The sequence below is a fragment of the Streptomyces sp. NPDC001922 genome (genome assembly GCF_042891165.1).
In the GTDB taxonomy this organism is placed as follows: domain Bacteria; phylum Actinomycetota; class Actinomycetes; order Streptomycetales; family Streptomycetaceae; genus Streptomyces.
The window spans coordinates 281,558-301,769 of the sequence record NZ_JBIASV010000005.1 but is presented as its reverse complement, the minus strand read 5'-3'; the positions used below and the strand labels follow the sequence as shown (position 1 = coordinate 301,769).

General features: G+C 71.3%; 17 protein-coding genes. 6 read left to right on the top strand and 11 right to left on the bottom strand.

The window, feature by feature from the left end; genetic code table 11:
• Positions 1-183 precede the first annotated feature (183 nt).
• Entirely contained in the window at positions 184-2,010 is a 1,827-nt protein-coding gene (locus ACFYYR_RS11275) for a GMC oxidoreductase (protein WP_388849971.1), read from the bottom strand.
• 93 nt (positions 2,011-2,103) lie between these two features.
• Positions 2,104-3,732: a succinic semialdehyde dehydrogenase gene (locus ACFYYR_RS11270; protein ID WP_388849968.1), complete on the bottom strand. Its 1,629-nt coding sequence runs from the start codon at positions 3,730-3,732 to the stop codon at positions 2,104-2,106.
• A 398-nt stretch (positions 3,733-4,130) separates the two neighbouring features.
• Here ACFYYR_RS11270 and ACFYYR_RS11265 point away from each other — a divergent pair, with 398 nt between their 5' ends.
• The 6 genes from ACFYYR_RS11265 to ACFYYR_RS11240 all read left to right on the top strand — a co-directional run bounded on the left by ACFYYR_RS11265 (position 4,131) and on the right by ACFYYR_RS11240 (position 9,891).
• Positions 4,131-5,960, top strand: a complete 1,830-nt coding sequence (locus ACFYYR_RS11265; protein WP_388849965.1) for a type IV secretory system conjugative DNA transfer family protein — start codon at positions 4,131-4,133, stop codon at positions 5,958-5,960.
• Between the two features lies 1 nt (position 5,961).
• Positions 5,962-6,684, top strand: a complete 723-nt coding sequence (locus ACFYYR_RS11260) for a hypothetical protein (RefSeq protein WP_388849962.1) — start codon at positions 5,962-5,964, stop codon at positions 6,682-6,684.
• Complete coding sequence (locus tag ACFYYR_RS11255) at positions 6,681-7,172, top strand: hypothetical protein (RefSeq protein ID WP_388849960.1); 492 nt, start codon at positions 6,681-6,683, stop codon at positions 7,170-7,172. The genes ACFYYR_RS11260 and ACFYYR_RS11255 overlap by 4 nt, the downstream gene beginning before the upstream one ends.
• Positions 7,169-8,149: a hypothetical protein gene (locus ACFYYR_RS11250; protein ID WP_388849957.1), complete on the top strand. Its 981-nt coding sequence runs from the start codon at positions 7,169-7,171 to the stop codon at positions 8,147-8,149. Before ACFYYR_RS11255 ends, ACFYYR_RS11250 begins: the two co-directional genes overlap by 4 nt.
• A gap of 279 nt (positions 8,150-8,428) precedes the next feature.
• On the top strand, positions 8,429-8,920 hold the full coding sequence (locus ACFYYR_RS11245; protein WP_388849954.1) for a hypothetical protein: 492 nt from the start codon (positions 8,429-8,431) through the stop codon (positions 8,918-8,920).
• A gap of 131 nt (positions 8,921-9,051) precedes the next feature.
• Positions 9,052-9,891, top strand: coding sequence for a hypothetical protein (locus ACFYYR_RS11240; RefSeq protein WP_388849951.1), 840 nt, complete (start codon positions 9,052-9,054; stop codon positions 9,889-9,891).
• Between the two features lie 45 nt (positions 9,892-9,936).
• On the opposite strand, the gene ACFYYR_RS11235 is transcribed toward ACFYYR_RS11240, so the two are convergent.
• The 9 genes from ACFYYR_RS11235 to ACFYYR_RS11195 all read right to left on the bottom strand — a co-directional run bounded on the left by ACFYYR_RS11235 (position 9,937) and on the right by ACFYYR_RS11195 (position 19,810).
• Positions 9,937-10,680: a hypothetical protein gene (locus ACFYYR_RS11235; RefSeq protein WP_388849949.1), complete on the bottom strand. Its 744-nt coding sequence runs from the start codon at positions 10,678-10,680 to the stop codon at positions 9,937-9,939.
• Positions 10,681-10,729: 49 nt separating this feature from the next.
• Entirely contained in the window at positions 10,730-11,881 is a 1,152-nt protein-coding gene (locus ACFYYR_RS11230) for a peptidase M23 (protein ID WP_388849946.1), read from the bottom strand.
• On the bottom strand, positions 11,868-12,719 hold the full coding sequence (locus ACFYYR_RS11225; RefSeq protein WP_388849943.1) for a hypothetical protein: 852 nt from the start codon (positions 12,717-12,719) through the stop codon (positions 11,868-11,870). The genes ACFYYR_RS11230 and ACFYYR_RS11225 overlap by 14 nt, the downstream gene beginning before the upstream one ends.
• 104 nt (positions 12,720-12,823) lie before the next feature.
• Positions 12,824-14,977, bottom strand: coding sequence for a hypothetical protein (locus ACFYYR_RS11220; RefSeq protein WP_388849940.1), 2,154 nt, complete (start codon positions 14,975-14,977; stop codon positions 12,824-12,826).
• Positions 14,977-15,528 (bottom strand): hypothetical protein, encoded by a 552-nt coding sequence (locus ACFYYR_RS11215; RefSeq protein ID WP_388849937.1) that lies wholly within the window; start codon positions 15,526-15,528, stop codon positions 14,977-14,979. Before ACFYYR_RS11215 ends, ACFYYR_RS11220 begins: the two co-directional genes overlap by 1 nt.
• On the bottom strand, positions 15,525-18,074 hold the full coding sequence (locus tag ACFYYR_RS11210; protein WP_388849934.1) for an ATP-binding protein: 2,550 nt from the start codon (positions 18,072-18,074) through the stop codon (positions 15,525-15,527). The genes ACFYYR_RS11215 and ACFYYR_RS11210 overlap by 4 nt, the downstream gene beginning before the upstream one ends.
• Positions 18,071-18,664, bottom strand: a complete 594-nt coding sequence (locus tag ACFYYR_RS11205; RefSeq protein ID WP_388849931.1) for a hypothetical protein — start codon at positions 18,662-18,664, stop codon at positions 18,071-18,073. Before ACFYYR_RS11205 ends, ACFYYR_RS11210 begins: the two co-directional genes overlap by 4 nt.
• On the bottom strand, positions 18,664-18,912 hold the full coding sequence (locus tag ACFYYR_RS11200; RefSeq protein WP_388849929.1) for a hypothetical protein: 249 nt from the start codon (positions 18,910-18,912) through the stop codon (positions 18,664-18,666). Before ACFYYR_RS11200 ends, ACFYYR_RS11205 begins: the two co-directional genes overlap by 1 nt.
• Before the next feature lie 34 nt (positions 18,913-18,946).
• Complete coding sequence (locus ACFYYR_RS11195; protein WP_388849926.1) at positions 18,947-19,810, bottom strand: conjugal transfer protein; 864 nt, start codon at positions 19,808-19,810, stop codon at positions 18,947-18,949.
• Positions 19,811-20,212: the final 402 nt, after the last annotated feature.

Sequence of the window (20,212 nt, the reverse complement as noted above, 5' to 3'; positions counted from 1 at the left end):
GGGGGGGGCGGGGGGGGGGGGGGGCCGGCGGGGGGGGGGGCCCGGGGGGGGGGGGGGCGCGGGGGGGCGGGGGGGGGGCGGGCCCCCGGGGGGGGGGGGGGGGCGCCCCCCCCCCCCCCCCCCGCCGCTGTCGCCCACGGCCCCGGCCGGGCCCCACTCAGGGTTCCCCGGCCGGGCCCCCGCTCAGGCGTCCCCGGCCGGAGCGGCCTTCTTCGGCGGTACCGCGGGCACCGGCAGCACCGGCAGCCGCAGTGCGCCGAAGGCCGCTTCCGGCACGACGGGGGACTTCGGCTCGACGGGCGCCAGCCGCACGTACGCCTCGCCCGGCGCCGGACGGGTGTCCTCCTCGCCCTTGTTGGGCCACAGCGACATCGCGCGCTCGGCCTGGGCGGTGATGGTGAGCGACGGGTTCACGCCCAGGTTCGCGGAGACCGCCGCACCGTCCACCACATGGATGCCCGGGTGTCCGTACAGCCGGTGGTACGGGTCGATGACCCCGCGCTCCGCGTCCTCGCCGATCGGGCAGCCGCCCAGGAAGTGGGCGGTGAGCGGGGTGCCCATGAGCTCGCCGATGTTGCTGCCCGCGAAGCCGTTGATCTCGTCGGCGAGCAGCCGGGCCGCCTCCGCGCCCTCGGGAATGTGCGACGGGTTGGGGGCGCCGTGGCCCTGCCGGGCCGTCAGCAGTCCCTTGCCCAGGCCCTTCTCCTTGCGGTACGTGGTCAGCGAGTTGTCCAGGGACTGCATGACCAGCCCGATGATGGTCCGCTCCGACCAGCGGCGGTTGGACAGCGAGCGCACGGTGAGCAGCGGGTGGCGCACGCACTTCCCGGCGTACGCCAGGGCGCGCGGCACCCGGCCCCCGTGCGGGACCTGGAGCACCGTGAGCGCGCCCATCGAGTTGGAGCCCTTGCCGTACCGGACGGGCTCGATGTGGGTGTTCTCGTCGGGGTGGATCGACGAGGTGATCGCGACGCCCCGGGTGAAGTCGGTCCTGGGCTCGCCGGTCTTCCGGCGGTACCGGCGGTCGTCGGTCATCGCGCCGACCACGGCCTCGGAGTTGGTCCGCGTGAGATGGCCGAGCCGCTTCGAGATCCGCGGCAGCAGGCCCTTGTCCTGCATGGTGTGCAGCAGGGTCTGGGTGCCGTAGGTGCCGGCGGCGATCACGACCTGGCCGGCCCGCAGGGTGCGGACCCGGGTGCCGCGCTTCCGCTTGCGGTCGGTGGGCACGGTGGACACCAGGTAGCCGCCGTCGCCGTCCTCACGGACCGCGAGCACGGTGGTCATCGGGTGGACGACCGCCCCGGCCTTCTCCGCGAGGTACAGGTAGTTCTCGTTGAGGGTGTTCTTCGCCCCGTGCCGGCAGCCGGTCATGCACTCGCCGCACTCGGTACAGGCCCGGCGGGACGGCCCGGCGCCGCCGAAGTACGGGTCCGGGACCTCGGCGCCGGGCTTCCCCGTCGCGGTGCCGGGCTCCTCGCCGCTGACGGCGTCCTTCCCGTCCCCGAAGAAGACCCCGACGGGCGCCATGTGGAAGGTGTCCCCCACGCCCATCCGGTGGGCGGCGGCCTGCAGATGGACGTCGGAGGGGGTGACCGTGGGGTTGAGCCGCACGCCCAGCATGCGCTGCGCCTGGTCGTAGTACGGCTTCAACTCCTCCTGCCAGTCGGTGATGTGGCCCCACTGCGGGTCGTCGAAGAAGGGCTTCGGCGGGACGTAGAGGGTGTTGGCGTAGTTCAGCGACCCGCCGCCGACCCCGGCGCCTGCCAGGATCATGACATTGTTGAGCAGGTGGATCCGCTGGATGCCGTAGAGGCCCAGCGCCGGGGCCCAGAGGAAGTTCCGGAGGTCCCAGGAGTTCTTGGGAAGTGCCTCGCGGGTGTAGCGGCGGCCGGCCTCCAGGACGCCGACGCGGTATCCCTTCTCGGTGAGCCGGAGGGCCGTGACCGACCCGCCGAAGCCGGAGCCCACGACGATCACGTCGTAGTCGTGGGCGGAGTTCTCCTGTGACACTGGTACCTCCGTTGGAACGTGCAGGTCGGCGCGGGCCCCTCGGAGGGCCTTGCACTGTGCCCGCCGGGGAAGCGCGCCACAGTGCAAGGACCCTCAGCGGAGACGGAGAGCCTTCATCACGCGCAGGCTCCGGCTCATGAACGCCGCGTACTGGGCGTCGTCCAGGCCGAAGGACGGCCCCAGCGGAATGAGCCGCTGCTGGGCGACGGTCTGGGCCTCGGTGTACTTGAGAATGCCCTCGGAGCCGTGCCGGCGTCCGAGGCCGGAGTCGCCCATGCCGCCCATCGGGGCCTGGACGCTGCCGTAGGCGGCGGCGTACAGCTCGTTGACGTTGACCGTGCCGGTGCGCAGCCGCGCGGCAATGGCCCGCCCGCGCCGGCCGTCCCGGGTCCAGACGCTGGCGTTGAGGCCGTACGGCGTGGCGTTGGCGCGCTCGACGGCGTCGTCCTCGTCGCTGAACCGGTAGACCGACACGACCGGGCCGAACGTCTCCTCGGCGCAGACCGCCATGGGCGCCTCCACCCCGTCGAGGATGGTCGGCTCGTGGAAGAGCGGGCCGACGTCGGGGCGCGGCCGGCCGCCGGCGACGACGGTGGCGCCCTTGGCCACGGCCTCCTCGACGTGCCGGACGACGTTCTCCAGCTGGCGTTCGGAGACCATCGAGCCCATGTCGGCGCCGTAGGCGAGGGCCGTGCCGAGCCGCATCGCCTTCGTCCGGGCGGCGAACCGCTCCAGGAAGGCGTCGGCGACCGACTCGTGGACGTACAGCCGCTCGATGGAGATGCACAGCTGACCCGCGGAGGAGAAGCAGCCGCGCACCGCGCCGGCGGCGGCCTTGTCGAGGTCGGCGTCGTGCAGCACCAGCATGGCGTTCTTGCCGCCGAGTTCGAGGGAGCAGCCGACGAGCCGGGCCGCCGCGGCCTGGGCGACCTCGCGCCCGGTGCGGGTGGAGCCGGTGAAGGAGACGTAGTCGGCGTGCCGGACGACGGCGGGGCCGACCACCGGGCCCTCCCCGAGGACGACCTGCCAGACGCCGGCCGGCAGGCCCGCCTCGATCAGCAGCTCCCGGGCCCAGAGGGCGGTGAGCGCGGTCTCGGTGTCGGGCTTCATGACGACGGCGTTGCCCGCGACGAAGGCGGGGAGCGCGTCACCGACGGACAGCTCCAGCGGGTAGTTCCAGGGGGCGATCTGGCCGACGACACCGCGCGGCTGGCGGAGTTCGGTGACCTTGGTGAGGGTGGGCACCACGCCGGTGTGCCCCTTGGGACGCAGGTAGGCGGGGGCCCTGCGGCCGTAGTGGCGGGCGGCGAGGGCGACTGCCTGCACCTCCTCGTGGGCGTGCAGCCGGGCCTTGCCGGTCTCCAGCTGGATCAGGTCCAGGACCTCGGCCTGGCGCCGGAGCACCAGGTCGTGGAAGCGGAGCAGGACCGCGGCGCGCTGCCGCACCGGCGTCGCCGCCCACGCCTGCTGGGCGGCGCGGGCCGCCTCGTACGCCTCGGCGACCTCCTCGGGCGTGGACTCGGGCAGATCGGCCAGCTTCTCCCCGGTGAACGGGGTGTGGTTGGCCGTCCGGCCGGAGCCGGTGACACCGCGGGTGAGGCGGGCGACCAGGTCCGGGGTGACCACGTCGGCCGCGGTCCGGGTGCCCGCCGGAGTGGCGAAGACCGGGTTGCCGGGAGGGGTGGGTGCGGTGTCCTGCGTGCTGCCCTGCGAGTCCGTCATGCGGGTGAGCGTATTCCGGGGGGAGGGCTTTGGGTACCCGTCAGTAACTCGTTTTTCGGAGCCGCGGAGCGGCCGGTGGACGGCCCGGGACCGCATGGAACCGTACGCGCCAGCGAATACTGGCACGATGCTGCTGGTCAGGGCGTTCCAGGCCGGCGCACCCCGGCACGCGGAGGCGGACTCGTTCCTGCCGGGCGCGGGCACGCGTGGTGACCGTCACGGGACGGGCGCGGGCACGCGTGGTGACCGTCACGGGCCGGGCGCCGCCGGACGGGCCGTCCGCCGCCGCGGAACGGCCGCCCCATGGCGGACCGGCGGCGCCGGGCACCGCCGGAATGCCCACCGCGCCGGACCAGCAAGATCAAGTATCTTGACCGGAACGGGGCGAGGGGGAAAACGTGGGACGCACACGTGAACTGGGCCGTACGCAGGAGCGGGGCGGCCCCAAGGGCGAGTTGGCGATAGCCAAGGCCGTGGCCGTCATCGTGGCCGCGTTCGTGACCTGGCACCTGGCCGTGTGGGCCACGGCGGACGGTCTGGAACTGCCGGATGTGGCGGCCACGCTCACCGCCCTGGTGATCCACGAGCCCCTGGCCGGGCTGGGGTCCGGCGTCCGCCCCGCCTCCACCCCGGTGACCGTCACCGTCTGGGCCGTCCTCCTGCTGGGGCCCGCGCTGCTGCTGTCCCTGGCCGTGCGGAGCCGCAGGACCCGTTCCGGCGCCCGGGCCGGTGAGGGACTCGCCTCGGCCGCGGAGGCCCGGAACGCCCTGGGCGAGCGGCGGGCGCGGGCCGCCGCAGCGCAGACCCGGGCGACGACCTTCGCCCGGTCCGACGGGCGGTACGACGCGCGCGCCGCGGCCCGCGCCGAACTGCGCGAGGTCGGCTGGCAGCTGGGCCGTCAGCTCGGCACGGGCCAGGCGCTGATCGCCACGCCCGAGGACTCGGTCGCCGTCATCGCGCCCTCCGGCGCGGGCAAGTCGCGCACCGTCGTCATCCCCGCCTGCCTGGACACACCCGGCCCCCTGGTCGTCACCTCGACCCGCGCCGATGTCCTCGACGTCATCGCGGAACCCCGGTCCCGGCACGGGAAGGTCTGGGTCTTCGACCCGCTCGACACCGTCGGCTGGCCGGAACGCATGGTGTGGGACCCGGTCGCCGGCTGCGAGGACGGCGAGACCGCCACCTCCCGCGCCCTGTCGTTCTCCGTCGGCATGGGTGCGGACGACGGCTCGTCCACCAACGCCGGCTTCTTCCGGCAGACCGCGTCGTCCGCGCTGACCCGGCTGCTGCACGCCGCCGCCCTCGAGGGCCGGACCATCGAGCACGTGCTGCGGTGGGCCACCAACCTGGAGAACGCGAACGAGCCGCGCGCCGTCCTGACCGACCACCCGGACGCGGAGCCCGGCTGGGACGTCCTGCTGCGCTCCGTCTCCACGGGCGCCGACGAGACGGTCGCCTCCACCCGGCAGACGCTGGCCGCGCAGATCGAACCCCTCGCGCTGCGCAAGGTGCTCCGCTGCGTCACCCCGCAGGAGGGCGTCCCGGCCTTCCGGCCGGACGACTTCGTGGCCTCCTGCGACACCCTCGTCCTGATCAGCGACTCCAACGCCTCCACCAACGTCTCGCCGCTGACCACCATGCTGCTCGGCGAGGTCGTCGACGCGGCGAAGCGGCGGGCGCCCCGGCTGCCGTCCGGCCGGCTCGACCCCTTCCTCCGGCTGGTCCTGGACGAGGTCGCCAACGTCGCGCCGCTGCCCAAGCTCCCCTCACTCGCCTCCGACGCCCGCGGCTACGGCATCCACCTCGTCTACGCGCTCCAGTCGCTCGCCCAGGCGGTGCTCCGGTGGGGACAGCAGGAGGCGGACACCCTGCTGGACAACGCGGCCGCGACGCTGGTGATGGGCGGGCTCAAGGACGTCGAGGCGCTGCGCCGCTTCTCCGAACTGGTCGGCGAGACCGACATCACCGAGATCTCGACCTCGCGCGAGTCCAACCGGCTCTTCTCCTACAGCACCTCGGAATCCGAACGGGAGCGCCGTATCCTCCGCCCCGAGGAGATCCGCCAGTTGCCCAACGGCCAGGCCCTGCTGCTTTTCCGCGGCGCGCCCGGGGTCATCGCGGAACTCGAACCCTGGGACCGCCGCCGGGACGGTCAGCAGCTGCGGGCCGCCGAACAGGCCACCCGGGCCCGCCGGATCGGCCCGGCCGGTCCCGTCGAGAAGGTGTGAGATGACGGACTTCCCCTCACCCGTGGCGGGCCCGTCCCGCGTGGATGCGGAGCACCCGTCCTCCCGTGTCGACCGGCTGGAGCGGGACGCCGCGGCCCAGCGGGCCCACCGGGAGCAACTGGAGCAGCTGGTCCGGAAGTTCGCCCTCCGGGTGAAGAGCGACCAGGGCGAACTGGAACAGATCCTCGCCGGGGTGCTGCGTCGGCTCGACGCCCTGGAGACGGGCGGGGGTTCCGCAGCCGGTGGAGGCCCTGTGGCGGGCGGATCCTCTGCGGCCGGCGGTGTCCGGCAGGGCTCCGGCCCGGACCCCGCCGCCGCGCTCCCGTGGTCCGCCCGCGCGGCCGAGCAGGACTGGCGGGACCTCGCGGCCTGGGTCGACTGGCTCAGCGCCCACTACGCGCCGCAGCTCAACCTGCGGATCTGGCCGTGCTGGCCGCTCCACGGCGGCGTCGCCGAGGAACTGGCCGCACTGCGGTCCGCCTGGTGCGCGGCGGCACAGGCGGACGCGCAGTCGGGGGGCACCGGGCCCGACCTGGCGTACTGGCACCAGATGTGGCTGTGGCCGACGCTCGAACGGATCCGGCAGCACTACATGTTCAAGAGCTGCGAGAGCGACCACACCCCGGACCGGCCGGGCAGACTCACCGACCCGGCCGCGCTCGGCACGAGAATCGACGCCGCGGGCAGGACGAACGCCGCGAGCAGGAGGAGCAGCGAGACATGACCGTTCCGTACGAGTACTTCGTGACCATGACGGTGGGCTACCAGCAGGAACGGCCCGCCAACCTCTGGCGCAAGCAGGGAGAGGAATGGGAATTCCTCTCCCTCATCGACTGGCAGTGGCGCAACGTCAAGGACACCAACGCCAAGTACCCGCCCATGCCGGAAAAGCTCCGTGCGGTGAGCGCCGAGCGGGCCCGGGAGATGGAAGCCGACCGTAAGAGCTGGGTCATCCACTGGGCCCACTACGCGGATGAGGCCGACTGGCGCGACGGGGAGAAGCCCACCACGGTGGTACGCCGGCGTCACAGCCCGGAGAACCGCTACGACGAGGTGTTCCGGCGGGCCAACACGTGGGGTCCGACCACCGCCGTCTACGAGTTCACGCATTCCCGCGCGTCCAACCCTCCGCATCTCGTGGAGATCAGCGCCAATGAGGCGGAGCGCATTCTCCAGGAGCTCCGCGGCATCTCGGGAGCCACCGACCTGTGACCGAGACACCAACGGGGGGCTGGCAGGGCGAAGGGCCGGAGGCACACCTCCAGCTCACTCCGGAAGAGAACAGGACCGCCATCGCGCGCTGGCAGCGGGCACAGGCGGCACGCGGACGGCTCGACTCCATGATGAAGACCATCCAGCAGGGCACCGCCGAGACACATGGCAGCCGGCTGGAAGGTCTCGAGCATTCATTGAAGGGTCTGGATTCGTTCCGCCGCAAGGCAGCCACCGCTGCCGACCGGGGTGTCAGCGTCGAAGCGACGGGCCGGAAGGTCGAGGACCTCAACCGGTACACGATGAGCTTTCCGCCCGAAACGTACACCGAGGGCACGAAGCGCGCCTACGAACAGCTCCGGGAACACGGCTACGAGCCCATCCCGGGGAAAGAGCAGAACCTCTGGGAAGACCCGGTCTACAAGGGGGTCAACACCTCCTGGCAGAACGCGGAGACCCAGGAGAAGTTCGAGCTCCAGTTCCACACCCCCGACAGTTTCCGCATCAAGTCGGAAACCCATGAGCTCTACGAACTGGCCCGGTCCGGGGTCTTCGAGGAGATCACCGAGGGGAACCAGGAACAGGCCGATGAGTACAAGGCCGCCTCCGACATCCTGCAGAACGAGTACTACCAGGACATCGACATCCCGCCGGGCGTGGAGCAGCTCGCCGAGCGCAAGGTGCGCGCGACCCTCGACCCCGGTGTCCGTCCGCACATCATCGAAGAAGTCCGCACCATGGAGGCGGAACTCAAGGCGGAGAACGCCGCCAAGGCCGAATCCGCCCGCCAGGAGCCCGGCGCGGAGATCAGCCCCGAGGTCAGCGAGGATCTGTCCGAGCTACTACGGGACGACGGGCCCAGTCCCCTCGACCGCCTGAAGCCGTCCGCACAGCAGGAGCCCGCACCGTCCGCCCTGCCCGCCGTGGAACTGCCCCAGCAGAACCTGGGACAGGCACCCAAGGGGCCCCGACTCTGAGAATTCCGGATAGGTGCAGCTCCCTCACCTTCCGTCACCCCACCGTCGGACGGCGCGGCGAGCCACGGACGGCACGGGAAGCAGAGCCCGGCAGAACTCCGGCCCGGACCCGGCTTCCCGCTGCTGTGGGCCGCCCGCGGCACCGAGCAGAATGCCGGGGTCCGTGGGCCACTGACTCAGCGCCCTCCAGGGAGAGACTCACCGACCCGTACCGCTCTGGCACGAGAATCAACGCAGCGGCAGCAGGACGAACGCCATGAGCAGGAGGAGCAGCGAGACATGACCGTTCCGTACGAGTACTTCGTGACCATGACGGTGGGCTATGAGCGGGAGCGGCCCGCCGACCTGTGGCGCAGCCGGGGAGACGAGTGGGAGTACCTCTCGCTGCTCGACTGGCAGTGGCACAACATCAGGGACACCAACGTCAAGTACCCGCCCCTGCCCGAAAAGCTCCATCCGGTGAGCCCCGAGCGCGCCCAGGAGTTGGAGGCCGACCGGCAGGGCTGGGTCATCTACTGGGCCCACTACGCGGATGAGGCCGACTGGCGGGACGGGGAAAAGCCCACCACGGTCGTACGCCGACGTGAGAGCCCGGAGCGCCGCTACGACGAATCGTTCCAGATCGACGATACCTGGGGGCCGACAACAGTGGTCTTCGAGTACTTCCACTCACGTGCCTCCGACCTCCCGCATCTGGTGGAGATCACCCCCTCCGAAGCCGAACGGCTGGTCCAGGAGATGAGCGGAGTCGCGAGGACCACTGAGCTGTGAGCGACCATTCAGCGGGGGGCTGGCGGGGCGAGGGCGCGGAATCGCATCTCACGCTCACCCCAGAACAGAATCAGGTCGTCGTCGACCGTTGGGAGCAAGCACGGTCGGCTCGCAACCGTCTCGACGGCCTGATGAAGAACATCCAACAGAGTGCGGCCGAGTCCCACGGCAGCCGACTGGAGGGTCTTGAGCACTCACTCAAGACGCTCGGTTCCTTCCAGCGGAAGGCAGCTGCCGGGGTCCGGAATCGCAAGAGTGTCGAATCGACCGCCCGGAAGGTCGAGGACCTCAACCGCTACACGCTGAGCTTCCCGCCCGAGACGTACACGGAGGGAACGAAGCAGACCTACGAGCAACTCCGGGAACAGGGCTACGAACCCATCCCGGGCAAGGAGCAGAACCTCTGGGAAGACCCGGTCTACAAGGGCATCAACACCTCGTGGCAGAACGCGGAGACCCAGGAGAAGTTCGAGCTCCAGTTCCACACCCCCGACAGCTTCCGCATCAAGTCGGAAACGCACGAGCTCTACGAACTGGCCCGTTCGGGTCACTTCGAGGAGATCAGTGATGGCAACCGGGACCTTGCCAAGGAGTACGAGGCCGCCTCCGACATCCTGCAGAACGAGTACTACCAGGACATCGACATTCCGCCGGGTGTGGAGCAGCTCGCCGAGCGCAAGGTCCGCGCGACCCTCGATCCCGGGGTCCGCCCGCACATCGTCGAAGAAGTCCGCACGATGGAGGCGGAGCTCAAGACGGAGAACGCGGCCAAGGCCGACCCCACCCGCCAGGAGCCCGGCCCGGAGCTCAGCCCCGAGGTCAGCGAGGATCTGTCCGAGCTCCTGAGGGACGACGGGCCCAGTCCCCTCGACCGACTCAAGCCGGGCGCCCCGGAGCCCGCGCCGTCCCCGTCACCGGTGGAACTGCCCCAGCAGAGCCTGGGACAGGCGCCCAAGGGCCCGCGCCTCTGAGGCGCTTCGCACGGGTGAGGCTTCCTCGCGGAGCCTCACCCACCGCTACCCCACCGGCGGCCGCCCGGTGAGGTCCGCCAGGCGCTGTTCGGTGCGCCGGACCATGCGCTGGTCCTTCTCGGTGCGCGCGACCGCCTTCCACATGGCCAGCACCTCGCGCCCGATGTGCACCGCGGTCGCGGGGTCGGCCACTTCCTTCCACGCCGCATACGCGTTCCGGGCCACCTGAATCGTCGCGTCGTGCGGCGCTGCCGCGGCGACGCGGCGGACGGCGACCTGGACGTGCAGCCAGCTCGCCTGCGGGTGGTCCCGCGCGACGAGCGCCAGGTAGGCCTGCGTGTGCAGGGCGTTGACGGTCTGCGGGTGCTCGGGGCCGTACCGCCGGCCGAGTTCCGCCACCAGTTCGGCGGCCTCCCCGACGGCACCGGGCAGGTCGCCGCGGCTCTCGGCCGCGCGGATCCGGTCCCAGTACCGCGCGTACTCCGGTGACGGGGCAGCGGTCCACTCCTGGGCAGGGCGGGGCACCGGGTGCGGGCCCTCCACCGCTGCCACCGCGCCGTCGGGACCGACGACCAACGGCCAGAGCGAGCCGTCCGGTTCCTTGGCGTTGACCCGGACCGGACGCCCCAGGAACGCGGCCTTCACCGTCGCCTCGCGCAGCCCGGCAGCGCGCGGATCGCCGCCCGGCGGCACCGGTTCGCCGTCCACGGTGACGGACCCGTCGGTCATCAGCACGATGGTGAGCACGGGGGACGGGGGAACCGTCGAGAGGTCGACAGCAGCAGGCATCCGATTCTCAACTCCTTGCCGGCCCGGGCCGGATCGCACCCACCCGGCCTCACCCGGCGTGCGGATAGTAGGGCGGCGACCAACCGAGATACGTGGCCCCCCACACCGACTCGATGTCCGTGGCATCGACGATGTCGATGTGTCCCGGTCGTTTGATGTCGTTGCTGGCGATCCTGCCGTCACCAATATAGATCGCGACGTGGCCGGCCCGGCTTCCGGTGTCCCAGAACATCAGCGCCCCGGGCGGCGGTTTGCGGTCGCGGTCGTGCCGCATGTCCTTGGGCATTTCCTTGCGGTACAGGTCCACCGCGTACCCGGTGCCCGAGAAGTTCCATCCGTAGGCGCGGGCGGTGAAGGCCAGGCACAGCCGCTGCCACTCGGCGTGACCGCCGACCTCCTTCTTGGCCCAGGCGATGGCGTCCTTGGTGGACCGCCGGTTGCGCACCTTGTCGGGCCAGGACGCGTCGCCGTCGTGGAACGGCTCCCCCGGCTTTCCGGGCTTCTCGCCGCCGCCGTCCTCGCAGCCGGAGGAGGTGCCCTCGTCCTCGGCGGCGTCCCCGCCGCCGGCGTCCCCGCCACCGGTGCTGCCGGCCCGCGCCAGATCGATGCCCGCCTTCTCCGCGATGCGGCGGGCCTCCTTCTCGTGCGGCGCGTAGAGATCGGGGTAGGCCGAGACCTGGACCTTCTGGGCCGCGACACCGAGCGGCAGACGCTGCCAGTTCTTGATGTCCACCAGGCCGCGCGGGCGTCCCTGGCCACGCCCGCCGTAGAAGGCGTTCGCCGCGTACTCGGGCTTGACGAGGTCCTCCCGCTTGCCCCAGTTCGCCGACGGGCGCTGCTGGAAGAGGCCCACCGAGTCACGGTCGCCATAGTTGATGTTCCGCATCCCGGACTCCTGGAGCGTCGTCATCAGCGCGATGAGCGTCGCCCTGCCCGGGAGTTTGCGCCGTGCGGCGACCTTGTCGATGATCTTCGCGTTCTCCACCTGCTCCTTCGAGCCGGCGGGGCCGGTCGGCACCTCTACGTCGTCGGTCTGCCCGGCGCAGTCGCCGTCGGACGCCTCGGCGTCCCCCGGTCCGGCGAAGCTTCCGAGCATCAGCAGCATCGCCAGAAAGATCACGGCGCCCACGACACCGAACTTCAGCCCCGCCGCACGCCCCGCGAGACCGCCGGCGAGCTGGACCGCGTTACGTCCCTTCACCGGGCCGCACCAGGTCGAGGATGCGGGAGACGACCCAGCCGTGATCCCGGTAGAGCATCTCCAGGTGCAGTTCGCGGGTCTGGATCGTGGTCTTCTCGGCCTTCACCGCGATCCGGCTGGTGGCCGCCCGGTAGACCCGGGCCTTGGGGATATCGCCCGGCAGGTCGGTACCGGCCTTCTCCACCGTCACATGCTTGACGGTGGCCACGCCCCCGAGGATGACCAGCTTCGTGTAGTCGGGGTCCGGGTGCTCGATCAGGTTGTCCTTGAGCGCGGTCGTCATCCAGGGGGCGGCACGGCGCACGGAGGCCTCGTGCCCCTGGTCCTCGACGGGATCCCGGGTGAGGAACGCCTTGATGTACGCCTCGGCGACGAGGTCGGGGTCCTGCCGGTCCACCTCCCCGGCCGGGGAGTCCGAGGCGCTCGGAGAGGGCGCGTTCGACGGGTCCCCGGGGCCGCTGTCCTCGGTGACCGACGGCGCAGGCCCGGAGCCCGTGCTCACCGTCGTCCGGTCGTCGGAGCCGACTCCGGGGAAGACCTGCGAGGCGAGTCCGCCGACCACCAGCAGTGCGACGACGATGACGATGATGCCGCCGGGCGTCGCGGGCTCCCGCTCGCGGAGTTCGCGGACGTACTGCCGCCGCGCCTCGCGGTCGGCGGCGCGCCACCCCTTGCGGGCGGCCTTGCGCGCCTTGCGGCCGCTGTCGGCCTCGACCAGGTCCTCGGGGTAGTCGTACTGCGCCTTCAGCAGCTCACGCCAGTCCTCCGGAGTGGAGGGCCTCTCCGGAGTGGACGGTTTCGGTTTCGAGTGGTCGGGTTCCCGGCGATCCGCGGACATGGCTTCTCAATCGTCGAACCGTCAATGACGGGCATGGGGTGGGAGGGGACGGCGCCGGCGGCAGCGGGTGCGCGCTGCCGCCGGCGGTGGGCCGTGCGGCTCGGTCAGCCGTCGTCCCGCTGCGGACCTCCGGAGCGCGGGCCGCGCCGGCCACCGGAGTCCGGGCGGGGTCGCTGGACCGGCCGGCTCGGCGGGGGCGCCTGCCGGCTCTGCGGCGGCCGGTGCGGCACGACGGGCCGGAACGCGGCGTCGTACGGCCTGCGCCGGGCCGTGGTGCTCCGCGCGGTGTCCCCGGCCTTCCCGGCGGCCTTCGCGGGGCTGCCGGGGCCGGCGGCTCCCGGCTTGTTCTTCGTCCGCTCCGCGGACCGGTGCAGCCGGGCGTTCGGCTGGATGACGCTGACCGGCACCGACTTGCGGCTCGGCGGACGCACCGGGGAGGCTCCCCGCTCGCCCTGCCGGTACGACCGGCCGCGGCCGTCCCCCTTCGCGGGGCCGCCCGGGCGCTCCGCGGCCACCTGGCCGCGGTTCCGCCCGAGCTGTGCCTGCCGCTGGTTCCCGGCGGCGAGCGGCGGCGGGGCGCTGCCCGGAGGCGGCAGGGGTTTGTTCGGGCCGCCGGGCAGTCCGCCGCCCCTCCCCGGGCCGGACGACCCGCCGGACGCCCCTCCGGCCGTCGTCCCGCCGCGTTCCCGGGCCAGCGTGTCCCACCGGTCGTTGGCCATCCGGCCCACGTTGCGCTTGACGTTGCCGCCGATGGTCCGGGCGCGCTGGGCCACTCCGCCGACGGCCTTGGCGGCCAGCAGCCCGCCGATCGCCGCCTCCGGCCCGGCGGCGCTCATCGAGCCGACGATGGTCTCGACCATCCGGCGGAACTTGAACGCGACCAGACCGGCGGTGATCGAGAGCCCGGAGGCGACGAACCAGCCGAGGTCACCGGCCGCCTGGGTGCACACCGTGGTGATGATCAGGAGGCAGGCGAGGACCAGGGTGACGACGAAGGACTGGAGCACCATGCCGAGCAGGGCGTCGAACCACTTGACGCCCCACTGCCGGGGCTTGCCGGGGATCACCCAGAGACAGGCGAAGATCACCCCGGCGATGAGCAGCATGAGTGCCCCGAGGAGCGAGGCGATGGAGGCGAAGGCGAGGGTGAGGACGAGGACCGCGTAGATGAGGATCGAGATCATCGACAGCAGCAGGACGCCGAAACGCCCCTCGGGGATGTGGCCCTGCCGCCAGTCGACGGACTTGCTGCCGGCGAACTCATCGGTGTCGTCATCGTCATTCATGTGTTTCGAAAGATATTTCCCCCGCTCTTCGCCGGACTTCTTGAGTGTTTCCTCCCCCACGTACTGGCACCATTCGACGCTGCCGAAGTCGGCGAGACACCAGGGGTAGACCACATAGGTCCGCCAGACGGCGTCCCCGGCCTTGCGCATCATGGCGACCCGTTTGGGCTGCTGCTCGCTGAGCTTGTCGCAGCGCGCCTGGGTGGCCTCGCGCGCGGCCTTGTCCTTGGCGTGCTTCACCTCCTTCTGACACTTCACGAGCGCGGTGCAGAAGTCGCTCTTGTCGTCGTCCTTGCACCGGGGCACGGTGTCGAAGTTCGGCGGGCGGTCCATCTTGATGGGGGTGTTCCCGGGATCGCCTATACCCGCGCTGGCGACGCTGAAGGTGACGTCATTGCCTATGTTGCGGGCCGAGTTGATGCCGTCCACCCAGGCGCCCGGGCTGGTCAGCAGCGAAATCGCCAGAACGCCCGAGGCGAAGAGCCAGCCGATCTGCGACAGGGCGGAGCCGTTGGCCCGTTTGTTGTTGCCGTAGGCGACCAGGGCGCCGACGACCAGTGCCGCGGGCAGCAGCGTGGGCACCAGAGCCCCGGCCGCCCCGCCCACGGCCTTGGTGATCGGCGCGTTGAGCTCCGGAACGGACGCGCCCAGCAGGGCCCACTGGGTGATGACCACACAGGCCCGGCCGATGAGCACGATCGCCGCCATCAGCAGCGAGTTGATCCCGCCGAGGAACTTGTCGATCAGGTCCCAGTCGCCGAACTCGTTGTCCAGCTTCCATGCGCTGGCGTCGGGATACGCCTCGTAGAGGGTCTTGCCGGAGCCCGGGGGCGGAACGGCCTCGGGAATCAGCCCGCCCAGACCGGTCGGATCCATCTCCCCCGGAGGACCGGCGGCATAGGCGGCGTTGCTCAGCACCACGAGCGTCACGAGCGCGCCGACGACCGGAATGGCCAGCGTGCGCTTCCTCATCAATTGCCGCCCTGGAGGAGACGGGTGACCGAGGCATCATCGGTGGAGGTCCTGTCGTAGAGACGCTCCTGCTGGTCGACCTTGTACGACTCGTCCTTCTGCTTCACCAGCCGCAGAACCAGGCCAGTGGTACGTGTTTCCCCGGAGGACTCGTCATACCGCTGCCTCGAGATCCATATGCCCACGCCTGCGTCGTGCTCCGGGGACTCCGGTACATCCACCGGCTTGCCGGTCCGGTACTCGTGATCGGGCGCCTTGCGCTTGCCGCCCCCGATCGAACCACGAGCCTTCACGCAATTACGGGCAGAGGTTCGCGGAAGGGTGTCGTCGGAGTCCGTGTAGGACTGGATCTCGCTCCGCTGCGCGGTCGCCGTCATCAGCCCGCAGTACGTCTTCCAGTCCCGGGCTGCGTACGCCTTGTAGAACGTTCGCGCGATCTCCCCCGGCTCGGCCTTCGCCTTCCCCTCCTCGGAGGAGGAGCATCCGGTGAGGGTCGCGGCCGCCGCTGCCACGACGAGCGAGCCCGCCAGCATGGTCCGTACACGCATCACGCCATCGCCTCCTGTGCGAGTCCTTCGCGAGGGTTGTCCGGCTCGGCTGCGAACCGGCCGATCGTCGGGGTGGTGCTGAGCAGTTCCAGCAGTTCGATGCTGGGAATGTCGAACTGCGTGGTGGCGCAGGCGAAGCGGCGGTCCCGGGTGATGCAGTGACCGTGCCGGATCTCCCCGTCGGCCTGCACACCGATCGCCTGGATGAGCCGGCGCGTGTGCTCGCCGTCCGGCAGACCGAGCAGGGCGGCCAGCGCGTCCTGCTGCTGCGGCGTGGTGAGCTGGAAGCCGAAGACCGTGGTCAGCTGCTCCACGAGACCGGTCAGTCCGGCCAGGCTCTCCGGGTCCTGGGTGTCGACGACCAGCGCCGTCGACAGGGCACGGCCCACCCGCGCGATGTACTGGAGGAACGCGCTGCCCTCGCGGGTGGCCGTGAGGACGTGCACCTCCGGCACCGCCACGACCTTGCGCATCCCTCGGAGGTCCTTCCGGCCCGCCGTCGTGACCGCGTAGGCGATCATCGAGTGCATCAGGGCGACCGAGAGCCGCTGGGTGACGTTCCAGTCCTCGCGGTCGCTGTCGGAGTCCGGCAGCGAGAGCCCCGGCATCTGGACGACCCACAGTCCGGGCTTCGGCGAGAGCATGGCCTCGCCGGACGGCCGGCCCATGAACGGGGCGCCGACACCGGTCAGGGACAGCTCGTAGAGCGCCTCGCCGGCCTCCCGGGCCAGCGGGTCGTCGCTGTTCCGCAGCCGCTCGACGACCTTCCAGGTGGCCGGCCGCCCGTCCGCGATGACCTGGTTGACCGCCTTCTGGATCGGCGTCTCCGCGCCCCGCACCCGCAGATGCGACGGCAGCGCGATACCGAGCTGCGCCGGGACCTCGATCTGGGCCCGCTCGTCCTCCTCCAGCATCCGGAAGAGGTCGGCGACACCCGCGTAGTGGGTGCCCGTCTGCACCAGCTGCGCGTCGAGGCCGTACGCCTGCGCCGCGTTGACCAGCCCGCCCAGGTCGCCCTTGAAGTCCAGGGCCAGGACGAACGCCTCGCGGAACCCGGCGTCCAGCAGGCTCAGCATCATGCCCGTGGTCTTGCCGCGCCCGGACCGGCCGATGAACGCCGAGGTCGTCGCGTCGCCGCGTTCACTGCCCGCGGTCACGTCGTTGCGCATGACACCGGGCGTGGAGCCGGTGAGGTAGCCGACGATCGGGCCGGTGTCGTCGCCGACCTGGGCGCCGCCCCAGAACCACGAACCCGCGAAGGCGTCGACGGTCCGGGTGTGCCCCAGGTCCGCGACGCGCAGCTGGTCGCCCGGCTGGGTCTCCAGCCACAGTTCGCGCTGCTCGTCGGAGCCCACCACGACCTCGATGCCGATGCCGCCGTAGTGGCTGATGACGGCATCGACCTTGGCACGCAGGTCGTCGAGGCCGGCCTCGCTGGTGACCACGATCCGCGGGTGGTCCTCGATCAGCGTCACGTCGTCCCGCTTCATGTCGCGGGACAGGTCGGCCATGACCTGCTCGGTCTCCTCGATCTCCCGCCCCGCCTCACCGGCGGAGTGCTTGGCGGCGGACTGCCGCTGCTCCTTCGCCAGCCGGCGGGCCTCGTCGATCGCCTTCAGCGCGTCCCGCTTGTGCATCACCTCGAAGCGGACGGACACCTCCGGGTTCACCGGCACGACGGGGATCTGCCCACCGTCGTCCAGGTCGTCCTGCTCGGGGATGTAGGTGATCTCCGAGACCGCGCGCAGCCACTCGCCGCTGCCGGGCGTCTCCATCTCCTCCGGGAAGCCCGTCATGGCGAGCACCGACACCCAGGCGGTGACCCGCCCGCGCGGGTCCACGATCCGGAGGTGGTCCGGGTACGGCAGCACTCGTCCCTGGGTGAGCTGCGCGAGCTTGGCGCCGGTGACGGCGCCGTCGGAGTTGGCCACCGGCAGCACGGCGCTGCGGTGCTGCTCCCGGGCGATCATCCAGGCCAGCATCTCCACGGTGGCGGGCTGGGCACGCCACGGCGTGCTCTCCAGCTGACGCCCCAGCCGCCGGGTGAGCGCGTCGAACCGGGCGAGTTCCTTGTACGACACCTGGCGGGTGCCGAGCCCCAGGGCCTCCTGGAAGCCGGCCCGGCTCTTGGCCTTGGTCTGGTTGTTGCGCTCCGCCATGCGCACACCCAGCAGCAGGTGCCGGCTGGGCAGATCCAGCATGTCGAGCCGGTCGACCCGCAGCTGGGCCCAGGAGCGGTACTGCCCGGCGGAGAACAGCTGCTCGGTCTCCTGGAGGTACTCCTCGGCGTTGAGCGGGGACCACAGCACCTTCAGATGGCAGTCGAAGCCCGCCAGGGTGCGTGCGAGCACCGAGGCGATGACGTCCTGTTCGGCGTCGCGCGCGCCCTCCGCCATGAGGTCCGTGTTCGAGCCGGAGAGGACGAACCACGCCTCGGCGGCCGTGTCGGTGATGATCAGGCCGTCCGCCACGGCCTCGTACCGCGGGGGCGGAAGGGCCCGTTCGGTGCCGAGGCCCAGAAACCGTCCGATGCTCTTGCCGATCTTCACCGACGTCCCTTCCTCGTTGACGCAGCAGCCGACGACTGCTTCTTGTCCAGACCGGCGCGGCGCCGGGCCCGCCACACCCGCTCGGGCCCGTGGAGGCGGGCGCGGGCGGCCAGACGGACGGGCGAACCGGCGGACACGGCCCGGTCCGTGCCGCTCGTCAGAAAGCGTTCCAGCCCGCCGAATCCGGGCAGGTCGAGGAGTTGGTCCACCCGCTCCCCCCAGCGGTCCCGCACCGGGATCCACTCGTCGCGGCCCGCGGCCCGGCGGCCGCCGTTGATGACCGGCCGGTGGCCCACGGCGACATAGCGGATGGCGAGCGCCCAGCCCGTCAGATTGCGGCGCCGGTCGACCCGCCGGCTGCGCTGTGCGCCGAGCACGGCGGTCACCAGCGGCGGCAGCATGTAGAGCGAGAACGTGTACTGGGAGGGCGCTCCGAAGAGCATCAGGAGTCCGCCGCACCAGCCCACGAGCAGGAGCACGCCCAGGACGAGGGTGCGCCGCGGCACTCCCTCGCCGAGGTCGAGGCCCATCAGTTCGTGCTGACGGGTCTCCAGATCGAAGTGCCGCGTAAAGGTGTACCCCTTACGCATCAGGTGCCTGCGACCTTGCTCCAGATTCCCTTGAACAGGTCGACGGCCACATTGGGCGCGTAGACGATTCCCGCGATGACCACGGCGGCCATCAGGTGACCTATGAGTTCGCCCCATTCGCGCTTGGCGTAGTAGCCGATTCCACGGACCGCGAGAATGACGATGAAGACGTTTCCGGCGATCAGCAGGATCCACTTCTTGAGATCCGAACCGTCGGTGAGCTCTGCCGCAAGGTGCAGCGTATGCATGTTGTCCTGCCTTTTTCGAGAATGTTCCGGAGAATCAGTTGCCGCCGCCGTGCAGGCCGGAGACCTGCCAGCGTTCGGCCTGCGCCGAGGCAACACGGGTGATGACGACCCGGTACGTCTGTTCCATCGCGCCGCCGGAGGTGTTCCAGCGGACGACGGCGGTGCCGGTGCGGTCGCTGCCCTTTCCGGCGTCGACGCTCCAGTCGTCCAGCCCGCCCAGGTCGATGCCGGCCGGGAGGGCCGGGATCTTCGCCCCGGGAGCGGCGACCGTGGAGGTGTCGCCCGCCGCGTACTCCTTGAAGAACTGAGTGAGGACGCCCTTGGTCCGCTGCGACATGGCCGCGTCGACCGGGGGCGGATCGCTCTCCGGGACGTTCGCCGGCGGGGCCGTCGGACCGACCAGGCCGGGCTCGCCGCTGACGACGACGCGTTCACCGACCCGGACGACGGGGACGTCCAGCCCCAGCCAGCCGCCCTTCCCGCCCTTCTTCCCCGTGCCGGGCAGGACGCGGGCCTCGACGTGGACCCGGGCACGGCCCTTTCCGGTCACGGCCACCCGGCCCGAGTAGACCTCGCCGACCTCCTGCTTTCCCTTGCCGTCCCATCCCATCGCCGGGTCGCCCGCCGAGGCGACGTCGAGGGCGAGGGCCTTCTCCCGGTCGCCCGGGTTCTCCTCGTCCCAGGTCAGATAGGCGCGGGTGAAGCGCGCGGCCACCGCCTGGGCGGTATCGACGGGATAGGCGGGCCCGGCCTTCACGATGGGCGGCGGGCCCTGGACCGGCTTCGACGGGAAGAACCAGGAGCGCACGCCCGTCACCGCGGCGAGGGCGACGACCGTCCAGAGAAGCCCTCGGCCGAAGCGGCGGGCGAAGAGCGTCCCGCTCTTCTCGTCCTGCACATTCCACGGCGTGCCGGTCGCCCCCGGGCCTTTCCTCTGCCGGCCCCCGGCACCGGAGGAATCCGGCGCGGACGGCTGGGCAACGGGCGCCGGGTTGTTGGCGGAAGCGAGCCGCTCCGCAGCGGCCACCCAGGGATTCTCGACCTGTGGTGCATTCGGTGCGGGCGTCGGCGTGACGCCGGGCACCGCTTCTTTTGATTCCGTCCCGTTTGCTGCCGATTTATCACCTTGCGGATCCGGCAGATTCAGAACAAGGCGCAACGCCTTGGGCACGCTCATCGATCCTGTCCCCCGATGTCCCCGTCATCGCATGAGTGCGGAGGCGATCATTCACGATCAAGGGACGGCTCGCAAGTTTGTATGACTCACTCCGTGGCACCCTTCGCACTCGCCGTCACAGGC